Raw genomic sequence first — 25551 nt, 5'->3', positions numbered from 1 at the left:
CAGCAGCAGCAGCAAAAAATGGCGAAACACGAGTCAGAGACCCAAAAGCTCCTGCAGGAAGACGCCCCCCTGCCCCGCACCGGCGTGCGTGAAGAACAGCCGCCCCGCATCGAAATCGCCTCCCTCGGCGATCCATTCGGCCGCATGCGCCGAGAGCCGCGCGACGGGCTCGCTCGGGAACGAGAACGGCGAGCGCGAGCGATACACGAACGTGGCGTCCCAGGCCGTGGGATAACTGGTCACGGTCAGGTAAAACCAGCCCTTACGCTCGAACACGAACGGCGACTCGGTATGGCCACTATCGTGCCGGATCGTCTCCGGTCCAAGCGTCAAGGCCATGCGCGGCTCGCTCCATGTCACGAGGTCGAGCGACGTGCGGTACGCGACGCCGCTCAGGCGGCGGTCCTTGGATGCGCAGCGCGTATAATAGGCGACCCATAGATTCGCGACGCGAACGAGCATCGGATCCCGGGCGATGCAGAGGTCCTCGAACAAGGTGCCTCCGGCGCGCGTGAAGCTCGTCCCGTTCGTGGAACGCGCGATGCGGAAACCGGCGCGATCGTGGTCACGCGCGCCCACGTGGTACATCATGACCAGGCTGCCGTCGTGATCGCGGGCGAGGTGGGGGGCCCAGATCCAGGGCTCGTCGTCCTGGGCGCGGAGCGTGAAGCGCTGTGGGGCAATCGAAAAACTCGGCGCGGAGGCCTCGTACCAGCGCGCGGGCCCCGGGCCGTCCGCGAGGGCGTGGACGAACGCGCGCTCGTCCAGGCCATCATAAGGCTCCTTGTGAAAGATGCCCGTGAGCAACCATCGCCCATCGGCGAGCTCGATCAAGGAGTGATCGTTGACATAATGGTCCCCCTCGGGCAGGGCCCCGGTATCCAGGATTTTTACGTTTCGCCCCTGCGAAAGCGTGGGCCATCCGGAATCGGTGAAATACCGCAGGAGGTAGCTGCTCTCGCTGAACGGCTCGGGGGAGCCGGTCGCGTCGATCTCGACGACGGCCCCCTTGCCGGCCGCGCATGCCCCGGGAGGAAGGTCGATCCAGAGCGCGTCCTCCGCGAGCGCGCGGGCCTTGTTTTGCTGGGATTCGAAGAAGCCGCCGACGTCCTGGCCGTCGAGCCGCACACGCGCCTCCTGCGGCCCGCGGGATTGCGCGTAGGAGCGGACGAGCAAGAGCGCGCGGGCATCCTCGGAGGGACAACGCAAAAGGATCCGCGTGACGCCGCGGCGCTCGCGCACCGGGAAGGTTTGGACGGGCGACTCCCGCTCGGCGTCGACGGCCGAGGTCCGGAGGCGCGTCGCCCGGATCGACGCTTTTTGCTCCCCAATCGCGCGAATCCCGGAGAACACGTACGCGAGCCCGAGCGAACGCACGCGCAGCGGCGTGTAGGCGCCCGTGGGACCGACCTCGAAGCCGAAGCGCATGCCGGAGCGGCTCACGAGCGGGTCGGGCACGTGGAGGCGATAGAGGGAATGCTCGAACTTCGCCTGCTTCCATTCGTCCTCCGGATCCGTGACGAGGAAGCGGAGCTGGCCGCTCAAGGGGTTCGCGTGGGCCCCGAGGAAGTACCAGCCGCCATTGTAGTAATCCTCGGTTCCGGTCCCGTGTTGCACCGGGAAACGCATGCCGTCGGTCCGGATCATCTCGTCGCCCTCCAGGTACCGCCGATCGCCGCGGAGGCCTTCGTCGAGGTTCTCCAGCAGCGCCACGAACTGGAGGGGCTCGTCGCTCGCGAACATGGGCAGGGTGGTCTCGCGCCCGGGCGCCTCCTGATCGCGGTATTGCGCGGCGAGCCGCACGCCGGGGCGGGCGTCCGCGAGATCCACGGCCACCTTGATGTCCTCGATCGGGTCCTCGGATGTCGTTTCGATCGCGAGCGCCTCCCCCGCGGCGAGCGGAATGGGCAGGCGCGTCGCGACCCGCCCCGAAACCCCCGCCTTCCACGCGGCATGAAGCGCGCTCCGGAACGTCACCCACCCTTCGTCGACCGCGTCCCGCTTGCTGGCGAGTCCAAAAAAGAAGGACGCGGGCACGGGGGGCTGCTCCCCGATGCGCACCCGGAGATCCCCGAGGCGCGCGGCCGGCAGCTCGACGAAGAGCCGGGAGACCGTGGTCGGGCCCGTGGCGAGAATACGCGTCGTCCCGGGTCCGAGCGTGCTCCCGGGGCTCGACGCCGGCGGATGTTCCGTCCAGTCCTCGCCCATGAACCGGGAGAGCGCCGCGGCGTCCGGGCCCGCCGCGGATCCGGGCCCCTCGCGGTAGGTGATCTGATGATAAAGAGCGACGCCGCGATACCGCACCTTGGCCTCGCGGGAATACGCGAACGGCACGTAACTCGTGAATGCGCCGGAGCTCGCGTCGACGCCGAGGACGAGCGGGGATTTCCACGGGCCTCGTCCCTCGAAGAAATCGCGGGGATCCCCGCGGAACGCGGTCTGGCCATCGACCTCGATCCAGAGCTCCTGGCCTTCTTGTTCGAGCTCCTTCCGCGGCGCCGTGATCCAGATCCGGGTGATCCTCCCCTCCCCGCGCGCATGAAAAAGAACCCGGAAATCTCCCTCGACGGCGACCCCTGCGCGAAATCCGTCGTCGTTTCCCCCCGCGGGATCGTGTGTGGTCACGCTCCGCGTGATCCACCCGGGATGAAAGGTGAGGAGCTCGGAGAGGACCGGGGAGAGGGGCGAAGAAACCACATGCGGGGCGATTGCGAGCGCTGCGCCGAGGAGGTCCTGGAGGGGCATGGGGCAAACCTAATGTGGTCCCCGCTGGAATGGTGCCGGCCGCCTTGCTCGGCGCGGACACGAACGTGTATGCTGCGCCGATGACGGAGACCGGTCAGGGCGATCCCGAACCAGCGAAAACGAATACCACGGAGCTCGCGCCCATCGCCGCCGTGGAGCGCGTCGTGGTCCTCGACGTGCTACGCGCCTTCGCGCTCTACGGCGTGCTCCTCGCGAACACGGTGCCGTGGTTCAGCGCCATCGCGTTCATGTCGCGCGACGTGGCCCTCGCGCAAACGGACACCGTCGACAAGGTGTTTCTCTTCCTGCTCGGGCTTTTCGTCGACGGAAAGGCCATGGCGCTCCTGACCATGCTGTTCGGCCTGGGCTTCTCCGTGCAGCTCGAGCGCGCCGAGGCGCGCGGGCGCAGCGTGGTGCCGCTCCACATCCGCAGGCTCGCGGCGATGGCGCTGATCGGCGTCTCGCACGTGCTCCTGCTCTGGTGGGGTGATGTCCTGTGGGGATACGCAATCGCCGGCTTCGGCCTCCTCCTCTTCCGTCGCGTGCGCGGCTGGAAGCTCCTCGCGTGGGGCCTCTTCCTCACGGTCGTCCCGGCGTTCGTCTGCTCCATTCCCCCCATCTTCAAGGCCCTGCGGGCCTACACGCCCGCGCCGCCCGATTTCATGGCGTTTCGGGCGGACGTTTACGCGGCGATCCTCGGACACGATCGCCGCCTGCTCACGGTGCTGCACGTGAAGCAGGCCCTCTATCACGTGGGCTTCATCTGGATCTGGTACTTCGTGTGGCTCGTCGGGCGATTTCTCGTGGGCGCCTGGGCCGGCACGACGAGGATCTTTCAAGAGGCCGAGGCGCGCCTCTCGTTCTTCCGCAAGCTCCTCGGCTGGGGCCTCGGGCTCGGCCTCCTCGGCTCCGCGATCCACCCCGTGCGCATGCTCCTCCATCGCCGCGACATCGTCGTCCCGGAGCTCGTCGGGCTCGCGCTCGGCCCTGTCGCGGAGCTCGGGGTCATGCTGCTCGCGGCCGGATACGCGGCCGCCGTGGTCCTCTTGATGCAGCGGCCCGCGTGGCGCCGCGCCCTCTCGCTCCTCGCGCCCGTCGGCCGGATGCCGCTCTCGACCTACCTCGGCCAGAGCCTCGCGAGCACGTTCGTCTTTTATGGCTGGGGGCTCGGGCTCGCGGGCCGCATCCACGCGTGGTGGACGCTCCCGATCACGCTCGGCATCTTCACGCTGCAGGTGATCTTCGCGCACGCATGGCTCGCGCGCTTCCGCTTCGGGCCGATGGAGTGGGTGTGGCGCACGATGACCTACGGTCGATTGCAGCCAAACCGATTACCGGCGCGGCAAGAAGAGCTCGCGTAGGCGCGCGTCCCGCAGAACAAGCCCGCCCCAAAGGAATGCGGCGACGTAGACCGGGAACAGGACGTGGCTGAAGAGCGGATGGCCGACCCGCACGTGCGTCGCGATCGCGCCGCCGAGATACCCCGTCAACAAGATCGCTCCGAGAAACGAGGTCCGCGGAATCACGTAGGTCACGACGCACGCGAGGAGCAGGCTCCCGAGACTGCGGGCGAGGCCCGGGGGAAAACCTAGCTGTTCGTGGGCCGTGAGCACCTCCGGCGGCGCCATCAGCTTGAGGGAAACGTCGAAGAGCAGGAACGCCACCGCGAGGCCGCTGAGGATACGTCCGGTCCAGGCCATCTTCGTCGACGCGGGTTCCATCGGGCGCTCGGACACAAGGGCAGTCGTCACCATCTTCGTTCTCCTCTGGCTTCCAGTCCGTTTCGGGTTCGGCGGCCCGGTCCCCCGCGCCGTCGACACCCCCCATGGACCACCCGCCCCCGAAAAACTCATCGGTCCCGGCGAAGGATTTTTACGCGCGTCGATTCGGCAAACTCCACCGATCGTGATGAGCGTGGTTTGGATGTCGTGCAGGCGGGCATCCCCGCTCACCTCGCCGCGCAGAGCCGCCGCCGGACCGTCGAGCAAGTTTGAGCCGTCCCTGGCCGAGGCGTATGATTGCCCGTCCGAGTGTCCCTCATGAACCACGCACCTCCCCCGATCCCTCGCTTCGGGCCCGGAGCGCCCCGCGCGTCCGTATCCGAGGTCCTGGCCGCGTTCCTCGCGAGCCTCGGCGTGGAGGTCGCGTACGGTCTCGGCGGCGGCTCCATCGTCCCGTTCTGCCACGCGCTCGCGCGGAGCCGGGTGCGCGTCCTGCACTGCCGCCACGAGTCCGGCGCGGCGTTCGCGGCGCTCGAAGAGAGCCTCGCCAAGGATCAGCCGACCGTGGTCTTCGCGACGGCCGGCCCCGGGATCACGAATGCGATCACGGGGCTCGCCGCCGCCCGCATCGAGGGCGCGAAGGTCGTGCTCGTCTCCGGCGGCACCTCGCCCTCGCAGCGCGACCGCGGCGCCGCCCAGGAGACGACCGCGAGGACCCTCCCCGCGGGCCTGCTCTGCGACGGCCCCCTCTTCCACTACGCGACGACCCTGGAGCATCCCGCCCAGCTCCCGGTCATCCTGCGACGGTTGAGCGTCGGCGCGCGTGCCGTGGAGGGGTTCGTCGCGCACATCCATTTGCCGCTGAGCGTGCAGTCGGCGATGTTCGAGGGCCCGGCCCTCGCCGAGACGAATGCGCTGCCCGGCCCGGCGCCGTCCGCCGAGGCCGTCGACGCCGTGGCGAAGATCCTCACGGAAGAGCCTTGCGCGTTATGGGTAGGTTATGGCGCGCGAAAATCCGTTCCGCTGGTCCGCGCCCTCGCCGAGCGGCGCTCGATGCTCGTGATGTGCTCGCCGCGCGCCAAGGGCATTTTCCCCGAAGATCACCCGCTCTCCATCGGGACCACGGGCGTCGGGAGCCATGCGCGCGTGGCGTCGTGCCTGAAGGCGGCGGGCATCCGCCGCACCCTCGTGCTCGGCACGCGCCTGTGGGAATGCACGTCGTTCTGGCGGCAGGATCTCGTGCCGCCGGGCGGCTTCCTTCACGTGGACGTCAATCCCGCGGTGTTCGGCGCGGCCTATCCCTCCGCGGAGACGCTCGGCGTGCAGGCCGAGATCGGCGCATTTTTATCGGCATTGCTCCCGCGGCTGCCGGCACGTGAAGGCGCGCCGCCCGCCCTGCCCCCCATGGCGAGGCCCGCGCCGCTGGATCCGCTTGCGGAAGGGTCGGTCCGGCCGCGTTTCCTTTTCGAGGCGGTGCAACGCGTCGTGGTCGAGTCCTCCGACGCGCCCGTGCTCACGGAGGCGGGCAGCGCATTCGTGTGGGGCAACCACGTGCTCCGGTTCCAGGAGCCGGGGCGATATCGCTCGGGGCTCCATTTCGGATCGATGGGCCACGCTACGACGGGCGTCCTCGGGGCCGCGCACGCGCGGGGCAAGGCGGCGGTCGCGCTCGTGGGCGACGGCTCGATGCTCATGCTGGAGGAGGTGAGCACGGCCGTGCGGTACGGCATCCCGGCGATATGGGTGGTCTTGAACGATCGCCAATACGGCATCGTCGAGCACGGCATGCGCGCGTCGGGGTACGATCCGGTGGAGACGACGCTGCCCGATACGGATTTTTCGCTGGTAGCAAGGGGGCTCGGGGCGCTCGGGGCGAGGGTCGAGCGGGAGGAGGAGCTCGAAGCGGCGCTCGGGGCGGCGCTCGCTGCGGGAAAACCCTTCGTGGTGGACGTCCGGGTGGACCCGGAGGAACGACCGCCCATCACGAGCCGTGTCCGAAGCCTGGAGGCGCAAACCGCCAAGGAGAGCTTTTCCCCATGACTACCTCCGCAGGGATGCGATCCCTCGCCATCACATTCCCCGCTGGCCTGAAGACGAACGATTACTGGCGCCGCCACTACCCGCAGATGCTCGGCGCGGCCGTGGAGAAACGGAACGTGTGGGCGGCGCCCGAGGAGCCACGGGAGGCTCCGGACGCATTCGACGCCGAAATGGCGAAGTACCTCGACGACCCGTTCCGCGGGGCCCGGGAGCGGCGCGTGCTCCTTCCGCACGAGAATGCGATGTCGATCGAGCTGCGCGCCGCGACGATGGCCCTCGGGGCCGCCGGAATCGCACGCGCGGAGGTGGACCTCGTCATCGCGTGCTCGCTCTTTCACGACGTGATGGGGATCGGCCACGCCACGTTCCTCGCCGGCGAGCTCGGCCTCCGCTCGGCCGCGTGGAACCTGGAGACCGCGTGCTCGGGCGCGTTCGCCCTCTTCGAGACCGCGTGTGCGCTCGTGCGCGCGGGGCAATACCGGAACGTGCTCGGCGTCGTCTCGTGCACGTATTCGCGCTCGGTCGAGGAGCACGATACGATGTCGTGGTTTTCGGGCGACGGCGCCGGGGCGTTCGTGGTCTCCGAGGTGCCGGCGGGCGAAGGGCTCGTCGCCTCGGCAATGCTGCACAGCGCCGAGACGTGCAAGGCCTTCCTGCTCGACGTCGTCGACGATCCGAAGCGCGGCAAGCAGGTGGTCCGGCTCCGCTCGGATCGGAGCGCGAGCAAGGTCCTGCGCCAGGTCTCCGAGCCGTATCTCCGAAAGACGGCCGACATGGCCCTCGAAAAGGCGGGGCTCCGGATGTCGGACATCGACTGGCTCGTCGTGAACACCCCGACGGCGTGGTATGCCTCGTTTTGCGCGCGTGTCCTCGATTTCGATCGGGCGCGCACCATCGACACGTTCCCGCGGTATGCGAACTGCGGCCCTGCGCTGATGCCCGTGAACCTGTATACGGCCGCGGCCGAGCTGCCGATCCGGCGCGGGGATCTGGTCCTCTTGCACACCGTCGGCAGCGCGTCGAGTTCGGGCTCGGCGATCGTTCGCTGGGGCGACGTTGCGCTCGGCCCCTCGCCTGGTCTGCCGCTCGAGGTTTTGTAAGGACCACCGACGAACCCCGGCAACGCCTTCGACGCGATGCTTTTCCAGGGCCGCGTCTCCTGCTAGCCTTCCGGGCCGTGGAGATCGTCTACGACCAACCTGCCGTCGCCATGGGGTGGCGTCCTCCCGTCCTCGTCGTGCTTTGGAAGCAGGCGCCGACACTGCAGGCGGCCGTCCAGGTGAACGAACGCGGCTCGAAGATCATGCAGGCGCACCCGGGCGGGAGCATCTTCATCGTGGTCACCAGCGCCGATCACGGCGCGCCCGAGCGCGCGGCGGCGAACGCGCTCGGCCAGGCGACACGCGCGCTCGAAAAGCACATCCTGGCGCACGCGTTCATCATCGAGGGTCAGGGGCTCAAGGCGGGCGCGATCCGCGCGACCGTGAAGACGCTGCAGTCGCTCACACGCGTGATTTTCCCGTGGACCATCGCGTCGACCACGGAAGAGGGCATCCTGTGGGTGGCCCGCAAGGCGAAGTTCCTCAGCGAGGAAGAGGCGCAGGTCGTCCTCGCGGATGTCCAGGCCATGAAGGCGGCGGCGAAGGGCTGAACGCGGAGGGCGTCGAAAAATCGACGCTTCGCGGAGGGCGTCTACGACGAGAGGCATTGCCGCCGATTCCAGCCCCAAATTGCAAAGGCGATCGGCTCGAGATAGCAACGCAGATGAGCTTGCTGCCTGCTCGACGATGTGAGCTTTACCTCGGGTTTTTGGGGTGATCGAGGGGCGGCCCTGGTGGACGAGGAGTCGTCGTCCGACGCCCCCACGAGCACCGCGCTCTTCGCCCAGATCGCCGTCCTCAGCGTGCTCTGATGCGAGGCCAATCCCCGGCGCACGCCGCGTCGCCCCGGTGGCATTCCGGTTGCACGTTCCCGGGGGATGATGGCGACGCCCCCTCGCGCGGGCTGCTTCAGGGCAGCCCTGGCTCTCAGCATTTCGACCCTCGTCACGACCTCCGTATCCGCCGCGGAAAAGCCGCCCCGCGCCGCCGTGGGCGCGCAAGCGACGGGGTTCGTCGTCGGCGCGAGCCTATGGGTCGCCCCCCTCGATGAAGACGTCCTCCGCGAAGAGCTGACGCTCGGGTTCAAGGTCGAGGGACTGTTGCTCGGCGTCAACATGTATTATGCGAGCCACACGCGCGACTATAAACCGGAGGTTGGCTCCAGGAAGGAGGACGAAGAGACATTCGTGGTCTCCCCTGGGGCCCAGTTCGTCCTGGGTCGCACCGAGAACGCGCGGTTCGAGCTCCTGGGCCTCCTCGGGGCCGGCGTGGGGACGTGGAGGCAATCGAACAGGGTGGTTCCCTCTTTTCAGCAGGCCACAGAAGCCCCTCCGGAGCCCACGGTGAGCGCAGGCAACGGCCCTCGCGTGCGCTGGTATGTGGGGACCGGCGGGCGCGTCTGGCTCTACCCCACGTTCGGATTGAACCTCGGCGCGGGGCTCCTCGGCGATTACCGCCTGCAGAAGGGCACCTTTCGCGAGCCGCCCGTCACCCTGTTTCTGCAGGCAGGCGCCATCGGCGTTTTTTGAAAGGCAGGAGCACCCACCGCTATGAAAACGAAATGTCTCCTGCCTGGGGCCGCCGGCCTCGCGATCCTCGTGGTCACGGGCGCGGCGAGCGCGGAACCGAACGACGAGGCGCGCAACGGTCCGCCAGATTGGGGCTTTGCGATCCAGCCGGCATTCTCGACCGCCCCGCGTGGCCACGTCGATGGAAGCCTCCTCCTCGGCGTCGCCCTCCCTCGTGTCGTGCTCGGCCTCGGCGTCGACTTCTCGCGGGCCTTCGATGAGCCGCACGACGACCCGCTCTTCATTCCGTATGCCGAGCTTCAGGGGACGCTCCTTCGCTCCGAGGATCGGCGTACGGAGCTCTTCGTCTTCGGCTCCCTGGGGCGCGTGCCTCTCGGCATTAGCGACAGCTTCTCAGGGGAGCATATCTTCCGCTGGAGGGTCGCGCCGGGGCTGCGGGTCTGGCCCCTCCGCAGCCTGGCCGTCACCGCCGCCGTCGGCCTCACCGCGGACGAGTACGAGCGATTCGGGTTCGATGACCGGGACCAAGGCCAGCACGTCACGATGTTCGGAAGGTTCGGGCTCCTCGCCGTCTTCGGGAAGTGATCTGGCGCTCGAAGCGCAGCCTCAGGCGGCGCCGCGCTCGCTCGGAATGCCGAGCTTGTTCGAGCGCGCGGCGTCGAGGGAGCTCGTGAGCTGCTCCTCCAGCGCGTCGAAGATGGTGTCGACCATGCCAATGGCCACGTCGCGCTCGGCCGTGGTGATACGCTCGCTCGTGATGAACGCGCTTCGCGGGAGGCGCTCCCCGCGCGCCCCGTGCGCCACGTCGTGCCGATCGCAGAGGTAATCGAGCCGGATTCCGTGCTCTTTCTCCACGACCTCCGCGAGCCGCTTCACGTTCTCGAAGAACGCGTGCCCGCTCGCCTCCAGGGCCGCGACGAACCAGAAGAGCATCGCCGGATCCCGGTGGCCCATGGCGAGCTTCGCGAACGTCGCGAGGTTTTTCCGGTGCGTCTCGACCTGCGGATCGAGGAACAGAAACTTCAGCGTGTCCTTCGCCTTCCAGCCGAGGACCTCGTCCATTCCGAGCGCCTGCCAGTCGTTCAGGAAGAGCGCGCTGTGCGTCTCCAGGTCGTCACACCATTCGTTGATGCGCCGCTCCTTCGGCGTCCGCGGCTCGGGATAACGGACCGCGTATCGGTTCAGATCACGGTATCCCATGATGTCAGGCACCCAGGACGGGAGGAACCGCATGAGCTTTTCCCGCGGGGAGACGCTCGTCTCCTCGCGCAGCCACGCATAAAAAGGATGCCGCGCCGCCTGCGCCTTCCGCTCCTCGATGACGCGAAGGACATCCTCGTGATAGAGCGCCATGGGCTGCTCGAGCTCGACCTCGTACGAAGGCCGCTCCGTCGGCACGGACGCCGTGCGGGGCGCGATCTCCTCGACGCGGGGTCGTTTCGGGAGCACGCCCGGCTCCATGAACGAGCGCCCGTATTCCAGGAAGCAATCGTGGACCTGCTCGAAGAGGTCGAACATGCGGTTCGACAGGCGCATCGCGAGCGGCCGTTGCTGCTCGTCGAGGACCTCGTCGTCGAAGACGCCTTTGGATCCCCAGACGAACCCCGGCTCCCGCTCGAGGTGGTGATTGCCGTAGTAGATGTACCGCAGCCCCGTCTTCGCCTCGATCTCGCTCGTGACCTTCGCCATGTGATGGAAAAACGCGTTCCCCGCGGCCTCGCCGGCCTCGGAGTGCGTGAAGCGGACGAGCGGATCGCCCGCGTCCTCGACGTCGAGCCGGCCGAACTCCAGCACGAAATACCGGAATCGCTCGTTCTCCTTCGACAGGAAGAGCCACCAGATCATGTCGCTCGCGCGAAAGCCGAGGCGCTCGTCGAGCTTCATCTTGCTCCAGTCCTCCAGGAAGAGCCGCGAGTGGGTCTCGTCCTCGCGCGTGCCGCCGTTCAGCGCCTCCTCGAAGCGGTTTCGCGGGTTCGGGAAGCGGATGAAATACCGGCTCGCGTCGCGGAAGTTCATCACGAACACGGTCATGATGGGCGCGATCAGGACCTTGTCCTCGAGCGGCACCGCGTCGGAATGCAGCCAATCGAAGAACGGGTGCGACAGGATGCGCTCCCACCGCGCCGCCTTGAGCTTCATGAACTCCTTCATTGTGGGCCTCCTTTGCCTTTGCGTTGGCTCCGATCGGGTGAGTCTATCACGAGCGGAAATCGAAGGAGGTCCCTCCCCGCGAAGCCGCCGTCGAAAGAGCCGGCCGCACGAGGCCTGTGCGCCGGCACGCCTCGCCGAGCGTAATCTCCCCTTGCTTCGTGCCTCGCCTTCCGCCTATTCTCCGTCGCCCCCTCCGGCTGGAGAAACCCTGTGTCCTTGCTCATCGATCCGGAGATCGCCGCCCGCGTCGACCGCCTCGAGTTGCCCTTCAACACCTACGGTGTCGATCCCTACGGCGCCTCGAAGCAGCACCTCGCTCGGCTGTTCACGGCCTTCCGGTTCTTCTACCGCCATTACTTCACCGTCGGCGTGGAGGGCATCGAGCACGTCCCCGTCCGCGGCCGCGCCATGCTCGTCGGCAACCACTCGGGCGGCATCGCGATCGATGGCGCCATGGTGATCACGTCCTGCTTCTTCGAACGCGAGCCGCCCCGGCTCGCCCAGGGCATGGCCGAGAAGTTCATGGCCCAAACGCCGTTCATGGGGCTCTTCGCCACGCGCAGCGGGCAGCTCACCGGGCTCGTGGAGACGGCCGAGCACCTGCTCCACGACGAGCGCCTGCTCATGATCTTCCCGGAAGGCGCCCGGGGCACCGCGAAGCTTTATCCCGAGCGCAACACGCTCGTCCATTTCGGATCGGGCTTCATGCGCCTCGCCATGAAGACACGGACGCCCATCATTCCGTTCGGGTTCGTCGGCGGCGGCGAGGCCATTCCCACGATCGCGAATTCGTATGCCCTCGGAAAGCTCTTCGGCGCGCCCTACGTCCCGATCACGCCCTGGGGCGTCGCGCTCCCGGCGCCCGTGCGGCTCGAGCTCACGTATTCGGCGCCCATGACGTTCGAAGGGTCGGGGACCGAGGAGGACGAGGTCATCGAGGGCTACGTCGAGCAGGTGAAGCAGCGGATCGCCGGCCTCATCGAGGTGGGCCGGGAGAGACGGCGCAAGGCGCTCGCCTGGTCGCGCGGGGCAGAGGACGAGGCCCGGATCGAGGGTGAGCCGGCAAGCACGAAGGAGGAGCAGCGATGAGGGTTCTCATTCCGGGCATCGGGGGCGTGCTCGGTCAGCGCGTCGCGCGCCGCCTGCTCGAGCAGGGGCACGAGGTCATCGGGATCGATCGCCGGCCGTGGCACGACGCGCCGCCCGGCATCGAGCTGCACAACGTGGACATCCGCAAGCGCGCGGCCGAGGACGTCTTCCGCAAGAAGCGGCCCCAGGCGGTCATTCACATGGCCACCGTCACCCACCTCGTCGAGAAGACCGCGGAGCGCTACAAGATCAACCTCGGCGGCACGCGCGCCGTCTTCGAGCATTGTCGCGATTGGGGCGTCGAGCACGCGATCTTCGTCGGGCGACACACCTATTACGGCGCGGCGGCGGATTCGCCGCTGTATCACAAGGAAGAGGACCCGCCGATGGCGGTGACGACCTTCCCGGAGCTCTCCGACCTCGTCGCGGCCGATCTGTATGCGTGCACGGCGCTCTGGCGACTGCCCAATTTGTGCACGACGGTCCTCCGGATGGTGTACACGCTCGGGCCCACGGGGCACGGCACGCTCGCCACGTTCCTGCGCGGGCGGCACGTGCCCATGGTCCTCGGATTCGATCCGCTGTTTCATTTCATGCACGAGGAGGACGTGGCGACGGCGATCTGCCTCGCGCTCGAGAAGCGGCTGCAGGGCGTCTACAACGTCGCGGGGCCGCAGCCGGTGCCACTCTCCGTGGTCGTTCGCGGGACGGGGCGATCGCCCATTCCGCTCCCCGAAATCGCCTTCCGCGCGGCGCTCGGCCGCTTCGGCTTGCCCCGCCTGCCGCCGGGCGCGCTCGCGCACATCAAATATCCGGTCGTGGTCGACAGCGAGGCATTTCGCGCGGCCACGGGGTTCGTCCACCAGGTGGACGAGGTCCGGGCGATGCAGGAATATCGGGACGCGTTCCCGGTGCGGGGATAGCCGCAGGGCGCGCCCCTTCTTCGGGAGCGCGCCCCGCGGGAAAACGTTTTATTGGCAAACGCCGCCGAGGCACTTGCCGCTCAGGCATTCGATGCCCTTCGTGCACGCCTGGCTGGCGACGTTCTTGCACGCGCCCTTGCCGTCGCAGACGGAGGTGCCGCCGCCACACGCCTGCTGCTCGTGGGTCTCGTTCTCCGGGACGTAGGCGCAGATGCCCACGGCGCCTGCGAGGTCGCACCGGACGCACGCGGCGCCACACGCCTCGTTGCAGCACACGCCGCCCGTGCAGAAGCCGGTCGCGCAATCGCCGGCCGCCCCGCAGGCGAGGCCCTGGACGCAGGGGCCGCAGGCGCCGCCACAATCGACGTCGGTCTCGAGGCCGTTGCGGAGGCCGTCGCTGCAGCTCACGCACGCGCCCATGAAGCAGGATTGCCCGGCGGCCGCGTCGCATTGAGGCCCGCACGCGCTGCGCGCGCCCGGGAGCGCCTCCTGGCAGACCCAGCAGAGCTCGACCGCGCACGCCGCGTCGCAGCCGTCGCCCGACGCGCTATTGCCGTCGTCGCACGCCTCCTTGTCCTGGCGAACGCCGTCCCCGCAGCGCGACGCGAGCGCGCTGGCGCCCAGGTTGGGCCCGGACGGCACGAGATCCTCGAGGAATTCGCCCTCGACCACGCAGCCGTAGCCGATAAGTGCGCAAGCCACGATCCACAAGAAATCCCGTCCAACGTGTTTACGCGCCATGACGACCGTACCCCCAAAAAGTCAGAACCGGATGTACGCCTCGGTCAGAAAAGAACCTGGACGCCGAGGAGCCCGCCCTGGAAGCGCACCACTGCCTGTGGGACAAACTTCTTTTTCTTCGCGGTCCTCACGTCGTCCTCGACTTGAATGGCATACAGGGCCGTCCCCAGGCCGGCGACGCCGGCGCCGACGAACGACAGGATCGAAGCGTTCGCGAGGAACGCCATGTCGCGCTGCATGTCATTGAAACCGCCGGGACAGCTCCGGCAGGGATCGGCCCGCAGCCGCTCGCTCTCGGCGTCGAGCGTCGCCGCCGCGGCGCCGAGGCCAATGCCGAACGAGGCGAAGAGCACGGTCGCCGCCACGCCCCCCTCGACCACCTCCTCCGCGCCCCGATCGGGCGTGATCGGCGGCGGGACCATGACCTCCCAGGGCTCGCGGCAGAGGCCGTTTGCCGATTGGAAGAGCCCGCCCGAGAGGACCACCAGCGATAGAATGCCCCGCACGACCACGCGCGACGTACCCCTCGCGTTCTCACGAGAATGCATCGTTCCCCCCATATCAATGCAATTTCTAGCACCCGCGTGGGGGTCGTACGAGCAAATGCTCGCGGCGCGGCGCGCTCGCGCGGCCTATGTCCCGCGCGCCCACCGATTCGTAGTTCGATAAAAACGAGAAATCAGCGTTCGTCGGGCTCGAAGAGCGCGCCGGGGTTCATGATTCCGGCAGGGTCGACGGCGCGTTTCGCGGCGCGGAGCGCGGCTTCGAATGGCTCGGGCCGCTCGGCGCGAAAGTAGGGGCGGTGCACGCGGCCGACGGCGTGATGATGCGTGATGGTGCCGCCCGACGCGAGAATCGCGTGGCTCGCGGCGTCCTTGATGGCCGCCCACGTCTCGAGCTCGTGGCCGTCCCGCGCGGGGCCGATGAACGTGTAATACGGCGCGGGTCCGTCCGGATACACGTGGGTGAAACGCCGCGCGAGCACGCCGCCGCCCAGAGCGCGTTGCAATGCCGGGAGCACGGCCTCGTGCACGGCGGCGTCGAGCGCCTCGAACCTGTCCCACGTGCACGCCGTCTCGAACGTGTCCGCGAGGACGCCGAGGGAGACGAGCGCGCTCTGCAGATACGGCGCCCGAAAAAACGATTGCTTGTACGTCGCCTGCGCCCGCGCCCCTTCCCCACGCTCTTCGCGGAAAACCGGTCCCTCGGGACAAATGCCGCCGGCCTCGGCCGTGATCACGAGGGCCCGGTCCATCGAGGGCCCGAGCGGGTGATCCGCCGATTCGAAGGCGAGGAGCAGCACGGCTTCGCCGTCGACGAACACGCCGCCGAGCAGGGCGTCCGTGCGATCGAGCAAGCGGCAATTCGAGGGATACAGGCCCGATTGCGCGAGCATCCGGCACGCCCGGACGCCGTCCGCGAAGCGCGGGAACGTCACGCTCGCCGAGGCCCGATACCGGGGCCGCGCCTGCAGGCGCACCCACGCCTCCGTGATGACGCCGAGGATCCCCTCGGAGCCGAGCGCGAGCCGATCCGGGTTCGGTCCCGCGCCCGAGGCCGGGAGCCTGCGGCTCGCCCAGGTGCCGGCGGGCGTGATCATCCGGATGGAGGAGACGAGATCGTCGATATGGGTGTACAGCGTCGCGAAATGGCCGCCCGCGCGCGTCGCGATCCAGCCGCCGAGGGTCGAGAACTCGAAGCTCTGCGGGAAATGGCGGAGCGTGAGCCCGTGCGGGGCGAGCTGCTCTTCGAGGACGGGGCCCGTCGCGCCGGCCTGAATACGCGCCGATCGCGAGACGGGCTCGATTTCGAGCACCCGATCGAGCCGCCGCAGGTCGAGCGAGACCACGCCGCGCGGGCGATCCCCCACGCTCGCCTCGATGCCTCCGACCACGCTCGTGCCGCCACCGTACGGGATCACGGCGATGCCCTCGACCGCGCAATGGGCGAGCAATTGTTCGATGTCCTCCTCGGACCGGGGAAAGCTCACCCAGTCGGGGGCGACCGAAAAATCACCGCGGTAGGCCCGGACGAGGTCGCGATACCCTTTGCCGTACGTGTGGAGGATCCGGTCCTTCGGCGCGGCCGAGGAGATCGGCGCGAGGGAGACGGGCGGCAGGACGCGGGGGTCCGAAAGGCGCGCGGATTCGAGGGTCGGCAAGGGCCGCAGGGAAACCTCCCGGCCGAGGAGGGCGCCGACCTGCGCCGCGAGGGCCTCTCGCCCGGGTTCGTCCGGAAAAGCGTCCGTGTATCCCCACGCCCAATGGCTTCGCTCACGCTCGCTCATCGTCCTTTGGCTCCTCCGCGACGGGCGCGGCCTTGACGCTCGCCGGCGCGCTCGGCGGATCGACCGGCGTATCGGCGGGCGCGCTCGAATCGAGTAGCATGGCCATCCAGCGCGTCTTTTCGCTCCCTTCGAGGAGGATCCGCGCCACCATCGTGAGGGGCACCGAGAGGAACATGCCGGCCGGGCCCCATAGCCACCCCCAGAACAGGAGGGAGAGGAAGACCACGGTCGCCGACAACCCGAGCCTGCGCCCCATCCACGCAGGTTCGAGGATGTTGCCGAGCACCGTGTGCACCACGAGAAACCCGGCCGAGACGGCCAGCGCCCGCCCCGGGCCGTGCGAGAGGAGCGCGAAGAAGACCGGCGGCGCCCCGGCGATGATCGCGCCCACGTTGGGGATGTAGTTCAAGAGGAACGCGACGAGGCCCCAGAGCAGCGCGAAATCCACACCGAGGACGTAGACGATGAGGCCCGCGAGGAGGCCGACCGCGATGCTGACGACGGTCTTGATGAACAGGTAGTTCTGCACGTCGCCCACGATCCCGGGGAAGAGCCCCACGTAGCCGCCGCGCGCCCCCGCGAGGGCGCGGAGCTTGCGCGAGAACGTGCGCGACTCGAAGAGCATGAAGCCGAGGATCAAGAGGACGATGAAGATGTTCGAGACGAGCCCCGCGAGATCCCGGATCATCCCGGCGCCGAACGAGAGCACGGTGCCGGGCGAGACCATCTGCGTGATCGCGCCTCTCGGGACGTGGACGTTGTGCGCGCGCAGCCAGGTCGTGAGGTCCGCGGCGATGATGTCGAGCCGGGCCTGGTAGCGGGGCACGGCCTCGCCGAACTCGGTCGCCGAGCCCGCGACGACGGAGGCGCCGGCGCTGAGGACGGCGATGTTCGCGAGCAGGACGAGGGTGGCGGCGACGGGCTCGGGGACGCGCCGCTTCTCGAGCCACGTGAGCGGCGGGGCGCTGACGACGGCGAGCAGGAGCGCCATCATGATCGGCACGAGCACGCTCGCGGCCGCGTGGAGGGCCGCGACGACGACCACGAAGGCGGCGAGCTGCAAGAGGGCGTCGGAGCGAGACGGGACGCGGGTGTCCAAGGCGGCGGCCATCCTAGCCGGACGGGACGCGTCGCGCACCCCGGATGCTCGCCCCTTCCAGCGCGGCACGGCTCGTGCGATGGGCAGCACCCCGGATGCGGACCCAAAAACAATCGAGAGGCGGAGGACACACGATGGGACGAACGATGACCCTGGCCATGTTCGTGCTCGCCGCGGTCGTGGCGAACGCGTGTGACGGGAGCGGAGGCGGCGGCGGAGACGGCGGCGCGGGCGGCAGCGGTGGCGCAGGAGGCATGACTGGCAGCGGCGTCATGGCTGGCACAGGCGGCAGCGGTGGCACAGGCGGCAGCGGCGGCGCGGGGGGCAGCGGGGGCATGGGCGGCAGCGGCGGCGCGGGCGGCGGGAACGTGCTCGGGCCTGGGGAATGCCGCACGAGCGCCGATTGCAACCAGGGAGGCGAGTTCTGCTTGTCGCCGGGGGAGCAGCTCCCGTGCGGGATCTGTTACGACCCGCCGAACCCCTGCACCACGGACGCCGCGTGCGCCGCGCAGAATCCGATGACGATCTGCACGAAGGCGCCGTGTAGCTGCGGGGAACCCGAGTGTTTGCCCGGCTGCGCCTCGGACGCGGAATGCCTGCCCGCGGAGCACTGCTCGCCGGGGCACCGGTGCGAGCCGGATCCGTGCGCCGTGGACGGCGATTGTCCGGCGAATTTCGCGTGTACCCCGCAGGCGCAGACGTGCGCGCGGAAGGCTTGCAGCGCGGACGCGGATTGCAGCGGTTTTTGCGTCAATGGCCTCTGCCACGCCGAGGCCGGATCCTGCGCCCTGCCGCCGCCCTGACGGCGTACATCCGCGAATCGAACACGCCTCAGGGGCAGGCGCAATGTATCTGCGCCGTGCCCACGCAGAAGACGTCCCACGACGACTTGCAGCACGTCTTGTCGATCAGGCAAACGGCGTTCACGCAGGGGTCGCAGAGCGGATCGAGCTCGTCGCCGGGCGTGCACGGATCGTGCGCGCAAGCCGGCGGGCCCGCGCTGCACCCGTCGTCCACCACGCCGTCGCAGTTGTCGTCGACGAGATTGCCGCACATCTCGGCCTGCGGGGTGGCCATGGACGTGCACGAGAGCGCGCCCGCGGTGCACGTGCGGATGCCCGCTGCGCACGCGCCGAGGTTGCCCGTGTCGCACGCTTCGCCGCCGCCGGGGTTGTCCTCGTCAATTGCGCCGTTGCAGTTGTTGTCGAGGCCGTCGCAGACCTCGACGGAAGGCGAGGCCGTCTGGACGCAAACGAGCCCCGTTTTGCCATGGCAAACGAGCTCGCCCGCGCTGCACACGCCCGGCGCGCTCGTGTTGCATTCGTCGCCGACGCCCGGGCTCTCCTCGTCGATCACGCCGTCGCAGTCGTCGTCGACGCCGTTGCAAACCTCGGGGACGCACGCATCGCCGCCGCCGCCCATGCTCCCGCTTCCGCCGCCGCCCACGCTTCCGCTTCCGCCCGCGCCTCCGCTCCCGCCTCCGCCCCCGCTCCCGCCTCCGCCTCCGCTGCCAAGGAAGATTTCCTCCACGACGGGTGATGTCGTCCCCCGCGCGCAACTGGCGGCCCCCACGAGGAGCCCCACGGAAACCATCGCCGCCCATCCCACGAGATACCGCTCGCCCATCACGCACCCTCCCCAACGTCGGCACGGGCGGAAAGCCGCGATCGGCCGCCCGCGCCAAGCCATCCGGCCCCCTACGATGCTCCAAAGCACGTAGTGGGGGTCACCAAATGGAATTCGTGAAGAGACGTTTGCGGGACAAGGACGGAATTCGCCCACGGACAGGCGTCTCGAATACGTGCGCCGCGACCCTCATGGTTCTTCCCGCGCCTTCGTCCCGCGTGTACAAGGAGACATGCTTCGAAACGAATTTGGCTCGGCGGGGCGATGGGGGCGTGTCCTGGGCGTGATGGGCGCCCTTTCTTTGCTTGCGGCTTGCGGGTCGGGCAATGGCACGACCGGGAGCGGAGGCAACGGCGCAGGCGGGAGTGGTGCCGCAGGGGGGAACGGCGGCGGGGGTGGCGGGGGCAACGGCGGCAACGGCGGCAACGGCGGCGGGGGCAACGGCGGCAGCGGCGGCGTCGGCGGGGGTGGAGGCTCGGGCGGCTCGGGCACGCCTGCGGGGCTCTTCGAGGCGCCGAACCCCTGGAACAAGGACGTCTCGGCCTTGCCGAAGAACACGGAGTCGGACGCGATCACGGGCTGGCTCGCGGACAATGGCGGCTGGGGCGCGGGCTCGTTCCGGATCGATTTCAGCATCGAGCTGCTCCACGCCGACGCGAACACCGAGATGCGCACGTTCGAGACCACGGACGAGTTTTACTCGCCCGATTGCGAGCACGTCCCCTTCCCCGTTCCGGCCGGCGGCGCGCTGGAGGGCGAGCAGGGCTATGCGTGCACGAACGACGGCGATTGCCACCTGCTCGTCGTGCATCAGCCGACGAAGACGCTCTACGAGATGTGGCGGGCGAACATCGTGGGCAACAACTTCTACGGCGGCTGCGCGGTGACGTGGAACTTGACGAAGTCATACCCGCCGAACCTGCGCGGCGAGGGCTGCACCTCCGCGGACGCGGGCGGCTTCCCCATCTCGGCGATGCTCTTCTCGGCCGACGAGGTGGCGGCCGGCTCGATCGATCACGCGATCCGTTTCATCCTGCCGAACGCGCGCATTCGCGACAACGTGTACGTGCATCCGGGCACGCACAGCACGGGCCCAACGTCCGGCGGCCCGAATGCGCCGCCCTACGGCGTGCGCTTCCGGTTGCGCGCGGATTACCCGCTCGAGACGCTGCCGACCGAGGGCGCCCGCGTGGTCGCGCGAGGCCTCCAGAAATACGGCATGTTCCTGGCCGACGCGGGCAACATCGCGCTCACGGCGCAGAGCGACCGGTTCACGACGCACAAATGGGACGAGGTCGGCGTGGACTCGTTCTCGCTCACGGACATCCAGCCCGAGGACTTCGAGGTCGTCGACATGGGCGACCCGATTCAATGGAGCGGGGACTGCGTGCTGAACCCGCCCTGATCGGCGTCAAAGCATCTCGGGGAAGCTGCTCCAGCGGTCCTCGAAATGCAAGATGAACGGGTTCGTCATGAGCTCGTAACGAAAGCCTTGGATGGGCGCGATCGGCACGTCCATCGGCAGATCCCCCGCGCAGCCATACGAAAAGATCCAGGTCTCGATGACCTGCCCCGTCGGTGCATCCCGCCGCGCGACGCGCTCGAGCCGCGATCCGGACCAGGTGACGTCGGTGATGAACTTCTGCGTGCCCTGATCAAAGACGTCCCACGTGCGCCGGACGAGCCGCCCCGCGTCGTAATCGAAATCGACCGATTGATCGAGCACGCCATCCCCCTTCGTATCGTACTCGACGCGCGTGATGCTCCCGCCCTCCTTCCAGAAGAAGCGGTCGACGTAGTCAGGCTGTCCGTCGCCGTCGGCGTCGAAGTCCCGCCGCGAGAGCCGCCCCGCCGCGAGGTCTTCATACAAAAAATCCTCGGTGACGATCTGCTCGCCGTTCATGTACACATGTTCGGCCTTCACGAGCCACTGCCCCGCCGCATAGAACTGGCGGAAGACGTGCTCCTCCGTGCCGTCGCCTCCGTCGTCCGACCCCGCTTCGAGGACGAACGGCTCGCCTCCGAGATACCGGTACCGCATCACGCGGGAGAGGACCCCGTCCGCGAAAAACTCGTCCCGCTCGTGGTTGCCCGCAGCGTCGAAGAAGAAGCGTGATTCGCTCCGGGCGTCGCCCTCGGGCTTCGAGGCGACGTACGTCGTGCGCACCACGCGATCCTGGTCGTCCCATTCCCACGTCATCTCGCGGTGCGGGCTGCTGAAGCGGCCATCCTCGACTGTCTGCGTCATGCGGCGGCCGAGCGCGTCGTAGCCGCGTTTCACGAGGAAGACCCGCTTGCCGTCCGCCGTCCGCTCGACATACTGGAGGACGCGGCCGCCCTCGTCGTAATGGTAAACGGCCGCGAGGCGCAGCGCGTCGTCGAGCAGGTAATCGATCCGGTTCGTGCAGACTGCCCCGGGGACGTCGTCCTCGTCCTCGTCCTCGCCCGCCACGGGCGGGGAATCGGCTGCGGCGGGCCCCCCGCAGCCGATTGAGCCGAGGGCGAGCGGGAGCAGGACCAGCAGGAGGGGGCGGAGCATCCCCCGAAGGTACACGCGAAGAGCGCCGGAGGGGTCAGCCTTCCAGCACCTCGAACCGGATCCCCGCCGCCTGGAGCCGCTCGATCAACACATCGCCCATGCCCGCGGCCGGCGTCACGACGCCGACGTGCGGCGGGAGCCGATCCCGATCGAACGCGAGGCACAACGCGCTCTCCGCGATCATCTTCGAGGTCTCGCCATACCCGGGATCCCCGCCGCTCACCCGCGTGAGCACGCGGTGGCTCGAGCTCCGCCCGCGGAACGTGACCTCGAACCAGCTCCGCGCGCGTTGCTCTGCGCTCGGGCCCTCCCCCGAGGGGCGGAGCCGCGAGAGCAGCTTGCGCGCCGGGCCGATCTGCGAGAGCCCCACGATCGCGCCCATCCCGAGCGTGACGCCCGCGAGCACCAGGGGCGAAGAAAAGACGAGGTTGTGGCCATACCGGAAATCGGGGCCGTACACGTCGAGCGCGCGGGCGCTGCGCAGGACGATCTGCGGGTCGATCGACGGCATGGGGCAAGCCCAGCCGCCGAGCTCGGGCTCCTTGCGCACGCGCGGGCGCAGCTCCTCGACGACACGGCCGCCGGGCAGCGGATCTTTGGCCCAGGGGCGCGCGTTCCCGGCGGCGAAGCCCACGCCGCCCATTTCGTTGAGCAGCGATTGCCACGTGCCGCCCGAGAACGACCCGGTCGTGCGCACGAACCCTTCGAGCGTGATCGGCTCGCCCTTCGGGAGCTTCTGCACCGTGTAGAGCGCGCCGAGGTCGTGCGGGATGCTGTCGAAGCCGCAGCAATTCACGATACGAACGCCTGCCTTGCGCGCGTCCTCATCGTGCCGCTCGATCAGGCGATTCACGAAGCTCGGCTCGCCCGTCAGGTCGACGTAATCAGCGCCCTCGCGAATGCAGGCCTCGACGAGCGGCTCGCCGTGGAGGGCATAAGGCCCCACGGTGGTGAGCACGACCCGGGCGGATCGGGCCATGCGCGCGAGCGAGGCGGCGTCGTCGGAGCTCGCTTCGAGAAGCGGGAGGGGCGAACCCTGGGGCAGGACGGATGCGATCTCGCGCTGGACCCCTTCGAGTTTTTCCTTGCTGCGGCCGGCGAGAGCCCAGCGGAGGGGCGTTTTCCTCGACGTCTCGGCGAGGTAATGGGCGGTGAGGCGGCCGGTGAAGCCGGTCGCGCCGAAGAGGACCACGTCGTATTCGCGCTCGGTCGTCATGCCCGGCTCGATACCACGGCGGGCCCTCGGGCAGGAAGGGATCCGCTTCCGCGTCATGGCCGCCCTGCCCTCTCACGAAGCAACGCGTGGCCGCCGCTGTCCGCGAACGGGGAGCGTACACGCGAACCGTCCGGGCTTCATCGCGCGCCCGTCGCGTGGCTGGGCTCGAACTTCGCCGCCGCGTAGACCGGCATCCCCCCATGGAGGCCCGAGGCGTCCGCGCGCCGGGCCTGGGCCTGGGCGCGCATGGCCAGGAAAAACACGAGGACCGACACGATGCCGAGAACCACGAACGCCCCGGCGATCGAGCGCTGTCGCCTCCGCCGCGCCTCCGCCCGCCATTGCGACGCAGCGGCGCGCTGCCTGGCCATGAACTCGGCGTCCGCCGTGCTCTCGTCGAGCCACCGCGCGAGCCTCGGCCAGCGCTCGATGCTCGACGCGTGGACGAACTCCACCGTCACTGCGCCCGGAAGGCCGCCGACCTCGAGGAGCAAAAGCCTCGCGCCGCAGAGCCCTGCGGACGGCAGCTCGCCCTCGGCGAGCGCGAGGAGCTTTCGCCCTTCGCGCAGGGGCGTGAGCGCGGCGAGCAGTTCGTCCGCCGATGCGAATCGCTCCTCCTTTCGCTTGCGCAAGCAGCGGTCGACGACGTCCGAGAGCGCAGAAAGCTCGGGCATGACGTCGCAGAGCCTGGGCATGGGCACATCCAAGTCGGAGACGCTCTCGGCCCGCTCCCGCGTGAGCGGCGCGAGCGGATGCGCGCCTGCAAGCAGTTCGTACAGCAGGACGCCGACCGCCCATAGATCGGCGCGCGCGTCGACCTCCTCGCCGCTCCATTGCTCGGGCGCCATGTACGCGAGCGTGCCGCCATCGATCGGCTCCAGGCCGTCCCCGCGCCGCGCCAGCCCGAAATCCAGCACTTTGATCCCCCCGGCATCGAGGATCATGATGTTCTCGGGCTTGAGGTCACGGTGGACGACGCCGCGCTCGTGCGCAGCGATGAGCGCGCGGAGGACCGACGTCACGATGTCGAGCGCGAGGCCCTTGGGGAGCGCACGGCTCGATCCACGGGGCCCCGAGGACAGGACCTCCCGCAGCGTGCGGCCTTCGAGGTATTCGAGGACCATGTACGGATGCCCGTCGGTCTCGTCGACGTCGTAAAGGACCACGATGCTCTCGTGCTTGCAGAGCGCGGTGGCCCTGGCCTCGGCGAGCAAGCGCGAGGTCGCCTGTCCGCGATCCCGAAGGAGCTTGATGGCGACGAGGCGCCCGAGCTTGGTGTCCCGCGCGAGCAACACGACCCCCATGCCGCCTTCGCCGAGCTTGCGGATAATCTCGTAGTGCTTGAGGAACCCGCCGGGCAAAAACGTGGCCTCGGAGGGCGCGTCTCGCTCGGCGGGCGCGGAGGACGAGGCAGCAACCTGCCCCGGGGGCAATGTCCGCTCGACACGAACGAAGTCCGCGGTGACGCTCGCGCCCGTCAGGAGACGGGGGCCGGGTCCTGCTTCATCAGAGACCACGGCGAGCATCGGTCGAGGTCGCTCGTACGGTATCCAGCGCGTTCGCAAAGGTTCGCTCGGACGTCCCCCGGAAGGATGCCCAGGACGCGGGCCGCCAGCCGCCGACTACGTTGCACACGAGGATCCCCATGGGTCTGACCATTCCGGACGACACGCACGAGCCGCGGACGACGAACGCACGCCGCACCGCGCCTCCGACCGTCGAGACGATGTCACCCGTTTCGCCGGATTGCACTTACTCCGCCCTTACAGCTCGGCGTGATGCCGACGAGCAACGTCTTCGCGCCCTGTAAGATGCTTGTAATTGACACAGGGGACGTACAGGTCTGAATACGACAATCCCTCGCGTGGATGGAACCCACGCCGCGACGGCAAGCGACAAGTGTCTCGGCAGCCTGCTACGCTGGCTTGCCATGACCATCGCGCAGGCCGGAAAGCTCATCGCAGAAGCGCGATCGGCTCTGTTCATCACGGGCGCGGGCATCTCGGCAGCGTCGGGGATCCCGACCTACCGCGGCGTGGGCGGGCTCTACGGAGACCGCGTGACCGACGAAGGGATGCCCATCGAAAAAGCGCTCTCCGGCCCCGTGTTCCGGCGCTCCCCGGAGCTCACCTGGAAATACATCCACCAGATCGAGCAAGCCTGCCGCGGCGCCGCGCCGAACGCCGCACACCTGGCCCTCGCGCGCCTCGAAGAACGCCTCCCCCGGAGCTGGGTGCTCACACAAAACGTCGACGGCTTCCACCGCACCGCCGGCTCGCGCAACGTGATCGACATCCACGGCGACATCCACCGGCTGCTCTGCACGAGCTGCACGTACACCGAAGTCGTCCAAGACTACGCCCACCTCGCCCCCTGCCCCCGCTGCACCACCTGCGAAAAGGTCCTCCGGCCCGACATCGTGCTCTTCGGCGAGATGCTCCCCGTGGCGAAGCTCGAAGTGCTGCACCACGAGCTCGATCGAGGCTTCGACGTCGTCGTCTCGGTCGGCACATCGAGCCTCTTCCCCTACATCGCCGAGCCCGTCCTCGAAGCAGCCGCGCGCGGCGTGCCCACGATCGAGGTCAACCCCGAGCCGACCGTCATCTCACACGCCGTCGCCCTCCGCCTGCCGATGGGCGCCGTGGAAGCACTCGAAGGAATCTGGCGGATCGTGGAAAGCAAGCCGTAGCGCCGGGGTTTCACCCCGGACCCCGACCAGGGGTTTTCCACCCCTGGACCCGGACC

At 68.8% G+C, this 25551-nt stretch carries 23 protein-coding genes; 12 read left to right on the top strand and 11 right to left on the bottom strand.

The genetic code is table 11. The features are described from left to right. Positions 1-33: 33 nt before the first annotated feature. Complete coding sequence (locus POL67_RS22600; RefSeq protein ID WP_271920347.1) at positions 34-2745, bottom strand: DUF2961 domain-containing protein; 2712 nt, start codon at positions 2743-2745, stop codon at positions 34-36. 29 nt (positions 2746-2774) lie between these two features. Here POL67_RS22600 and POL67_RS22595 point away from each other — a divergent pair, with 29 nt between their 5' ends. Continuing rightward, complete coding sequence (locus POL67_RS22595; protein ID WP_271920345.1) at positions 2775-4106, top strand: DUF418 domain-containing protein; 1332 nt, start codon at positions 2775-2777, stop codon at positions 4104-4106. On the opposite strand, the gene POL67_RS22590 is transcribed toward POL67_RS22595, so the two are convergent. Continuing rightward, positions 4077-4499, bottom strand: a complete 423-nt coding sequence (locus POL67_RS22590) for a DoxX family protein (RefSeq protein ID WP_271920343.1) — start codon at positions 4497-4499, stop codon at positions 4077-4079. The genes POL67_RS22595 and POL67_RS22590 overlap by 30 nt on opposite strands. 285 nt (positions 4500-4784) lie before the next feature. Between POL67_RS22590 and POL67_RS22585 the strand changes: the two genes are divergently transcribed. The 6 genes from POL67_RS22585 to POL67_RS22560 all read left to right on the top strand — a co-directional run bounded on the left by POL67_RS22585 (position 4785) and on the right by POL67_RS22560 (position 9720). Next, positions 4785-6506 (top strand): thiamine pyrophosphate-dependent enzyme, encoded by a 1722-nt coding sequence (locus POL67_RS22585; protein ID WP_271920340.1) that lies wholly within the window; start codon positions 4785-4787, stop codon positions 6504-6506. Continuing rightward, entirely contained in the window at positions 6503-7606 is a 1104-nt protein-coding gene (locus POL67_RS22580; RefSeq protein WP_271920338.1) for a 3-oxoacyl-ACP synthase III family protein, read from the top strand. Before POL67_RS22585 ends, POL67_RS22580 begins: the two co-directional genes overlap by 4 nt. Positions 7607-7683: 77 nt before the next feature. Further along, positions 7684-8157 carry a hypothetical protein gene (locus tag POL67_RS22575; protein ID WP_271920336.1) on the top strand — a complete coding sequence of 158 codons (474 nt, stop codon included), beginning with the start codon at positions 7684-7686 and terminating at the stop codon, positions 8155-8157. A gap of 138 nt (positions 8158-8295) precedes the next feature. After that, positions 8296-8418 carry a hypothetical protein gene (locus POL67_RS22570; protein WP_271920334.1) on the top strand — a complete coding sequence of 41 codons (123 nt, stop codon included), beginning with the start codon at positions 8296-8298 and terminating at the stop codon, positions 8416-8418. A 66-nt stretch (positions 8419-8484) separates the two neighbouring features. Then, complete coding sequence (locus tag POL67_RS22565) at positions 8485-9135, top strand: hypothetical protein (RefSeq protein WP_271920332.1); 651 nt, start codon at positions 8485-8487, stop codon at positions 9133-9135. Positions 9136-9156: 21 nt separating this feature from the next. Continuing rightward, positions 9157-9720, top strand: a complete 564-nt coding sequence (locus POL67_RS22560) for a hypothetical protein (protein WP_271920330.1) — start codon at positions 9157-9159, stop codon at positions 9718-9720. A gap of 21 nt (positions 9721-9741) precedes the next feature. Here POL67_RS22560 and POL67_RS22555 read toward each other — a convergent pair whose 3' ends face one another. Continuing rightward, positions 9742-11286: a hypothetical protein gene (locus POL67_RS22555; RefSeq protein WP_271920329.1), complete on the bottom strand. Its 1545-nt coding sequence runs from the start codon at positions 11284-11286 to the stop codon at positions 9742-9744. A 210-nt stretch (positions 11287-11496) separates the two neighbouring features. Here POL67_RS22555 and POL67_RS22550 point away from each other — a divergent pair, with 210 nt between their 5' ends. Together POL67_RS22550 and POL67_RS22545 are read left to right on the top strand one after the other, a co-directional pair. After that, entirely contained in the window at positions 11497-12375 is an 879-nt protein-coding gene (locus tag POL67_RS22550) for a lysophospholipid acyltransferase family protein (protein ID WP_271920327.1), read from the top strand. After that, the gene (locus POL67_RS22545; RefSeq protein ID WP_271920325.1) at positions 12372-13298 is read left to right on the top strand and encodes an SDR family oxidoreductase; all 927 of its coding nucleotides are present in this window, start codon (positions 12372-12374) and stop codon (positions 13296-13298) included. The genes POL67_RS22550 and POL67_RS22545 overlap by 4 nt, the downstream gene beginning before the upstream one ends. A gap of 48 nt (positions 13299-13346) precedes the next feature. Here POL67_RS22545 and POL67_RS22540 read toward each other — a convergent pair whose 3' ends face one another. The 4 genes from POL67_RS22540 to POL67_RS22525 form a co-directional block, all read right to left on the bottom strand. Next, positions 13347-14039 carry a hypothetical protein gene (locus POL67_RS22540; RefSeq protein WP_271920323.1) on the bottom strand — a complete coding sequence of 231 codons (693 nt, stop codon included), beginning with the start codon at positions 14037-14039 and terminating at the stop codon, positions 13347-13349. A gap of 44 nt (positions 14040-14083) precedes the next feature. Beyond that, on the bottom strand, positions 14084-14587 hold the full coding sequence (locus POL67_RS22535) for a hypothetical protein (protein ID WP_271920321.1): 504 nt from the start codon (positions 14585-14587) through the stop codon (positions 14084-14086). Positions 14588-14718: 131 nt separating this feature from the next. Continuing rightward, positions 14719-16326, bottom strand: coding sequence for an FAD-binding oxidoreductase (locus tag POL67_RS22530; RefSeq protein ID WP_271920319.1), 1608 nt, complete (start codon positions 16324-16326; stop codon positions 14719-14721). Beyond that, positions 16313-17425, bottom strand: coding sequence for an AI-2E family transporter (locus tag POL67_RS22525; protein WP_271920316.1), 1113 nt, complete (start codon positions 17423-17425; stop codon positions 16313-16315). The genes POL67_RS22530 and POL67_RS22525 overlap by 14 nt, the downstream gene beginning before the upstream one ends. A 134-nt stretch (positions 17426-17559) precedes the next feature. Here POL67_RS22525 and POL67_RS22520 point away from each other — a divergent pair, with 134 nt between their 5' ends. Further along, positions 17560-18228, top strand: a complete 669-nt coding sequence (locus POL67_RS22520) for a hypothetical protein (protein ID WP_271920314.1) — start codon at positions 17560-17562, stop codon at positions 18226-18228. Positions 18229-18256: 28 nt separating this feature from the next. Here the strand turns inward: POL67_RS22520 and POL67_RS22515 are convergent, their stop codons facing one another. After that, a complete protein-coding gene (locus POL67_RS22515) occupies positions 18257-19051 on the bottom strand; it encodes a MopE-related protein (RefSeq protein ID WP_271920312.1) in 795 nt (264 codons plus the stop codon). Positions 19052-19283: 232 nt separating this feature from the next. Here POL67_RS22515 and POL67_RS22510 point away from each other — a divergent pair, with 232 nt between their 5' ends. Further along, a complete protein-coding gene (locus tag POL67_RS22510; protein ID WP_271920310.1) occupies positions 19284-20456 on the top strand; it encodes a hypothetical protein in 1173 nt (390 codons plus the stop codon). A 6-nt stretch (positions 20457-20462) separates the two neighbouring features. On the opposite strand, the gene POL67_RS22505 is transcribed toward POL67_RS22510, so the two are convergent. The 3 genes from POL67_RS22505 to POL67_RS22495 form a co-directional block, all read right to left on the bottom strand. Further along, positions 20463-21590, bottom strand: coding sequence for a hypothetical protein (locus tag POL67_RS22505; protein ID WP_271920308.1), 1128 nt, complete (start codon positions 21588-21590; stop codon positions 20463-20465). Between the two features lie 34 nt (positions 21591-21624). Beyond that, the gene (locus POL67_RS22500; protein WP_271920306.1) at positions 21625-22806 is read right to left on the bottom strand and encodes a saccharopine dehydrogenase family protein; all 1182 of its coding nucleotides are present in this window, start codon (positions 22804-22806) and stop codon (positions 21625-21627) included. Between the two features lie 137 nt (positions 22807-22943). Then, positions 22944-24323 carry a serine/threonine-protein kinase gene (locus POL67_RS22495; RefSeq protein ID WP_271920304.1) on the bottom strand — a complete coding sequence of 460 codons (1380 nt, stop codon included), beginning with the start codon at positions 24321-24323 and terminating at the stop codon, positions 22944-22946. Positions 24324-24736: 413 nt separating this feature from the next. On the opposite strand from POL67_RS22495, the gene POL67_RS22490 reads away from it, so the two are divergent. Continuing rightward, the gene (locus tag POL67_RS22490; RefSeq protein ID WP_271920302.1) at positions 24737-25495 is read left to right on the top strand and encodes an NAD-dependent deacylase; all 759 of its coding nucleotides are present in this window, start codon (positions 24737-24739) and stop codon (positions 25493-25495) included. Positions 25496-25551 lie beyond the last annotated feature (56 nt).

Source organism: Polyangium mundeleinium, from assembly GCF_028369105.1.
Taxonomy (GTDB): domain Bacteria; phylum Myxococcota_A; class Polyangia; order Polyangiales; family Polyangiaceae; genus Polyangium; species Polyangium mundeleinium.
This window is presented reverse-complemented; position numbering and strand designations above follow the sequence as displayed.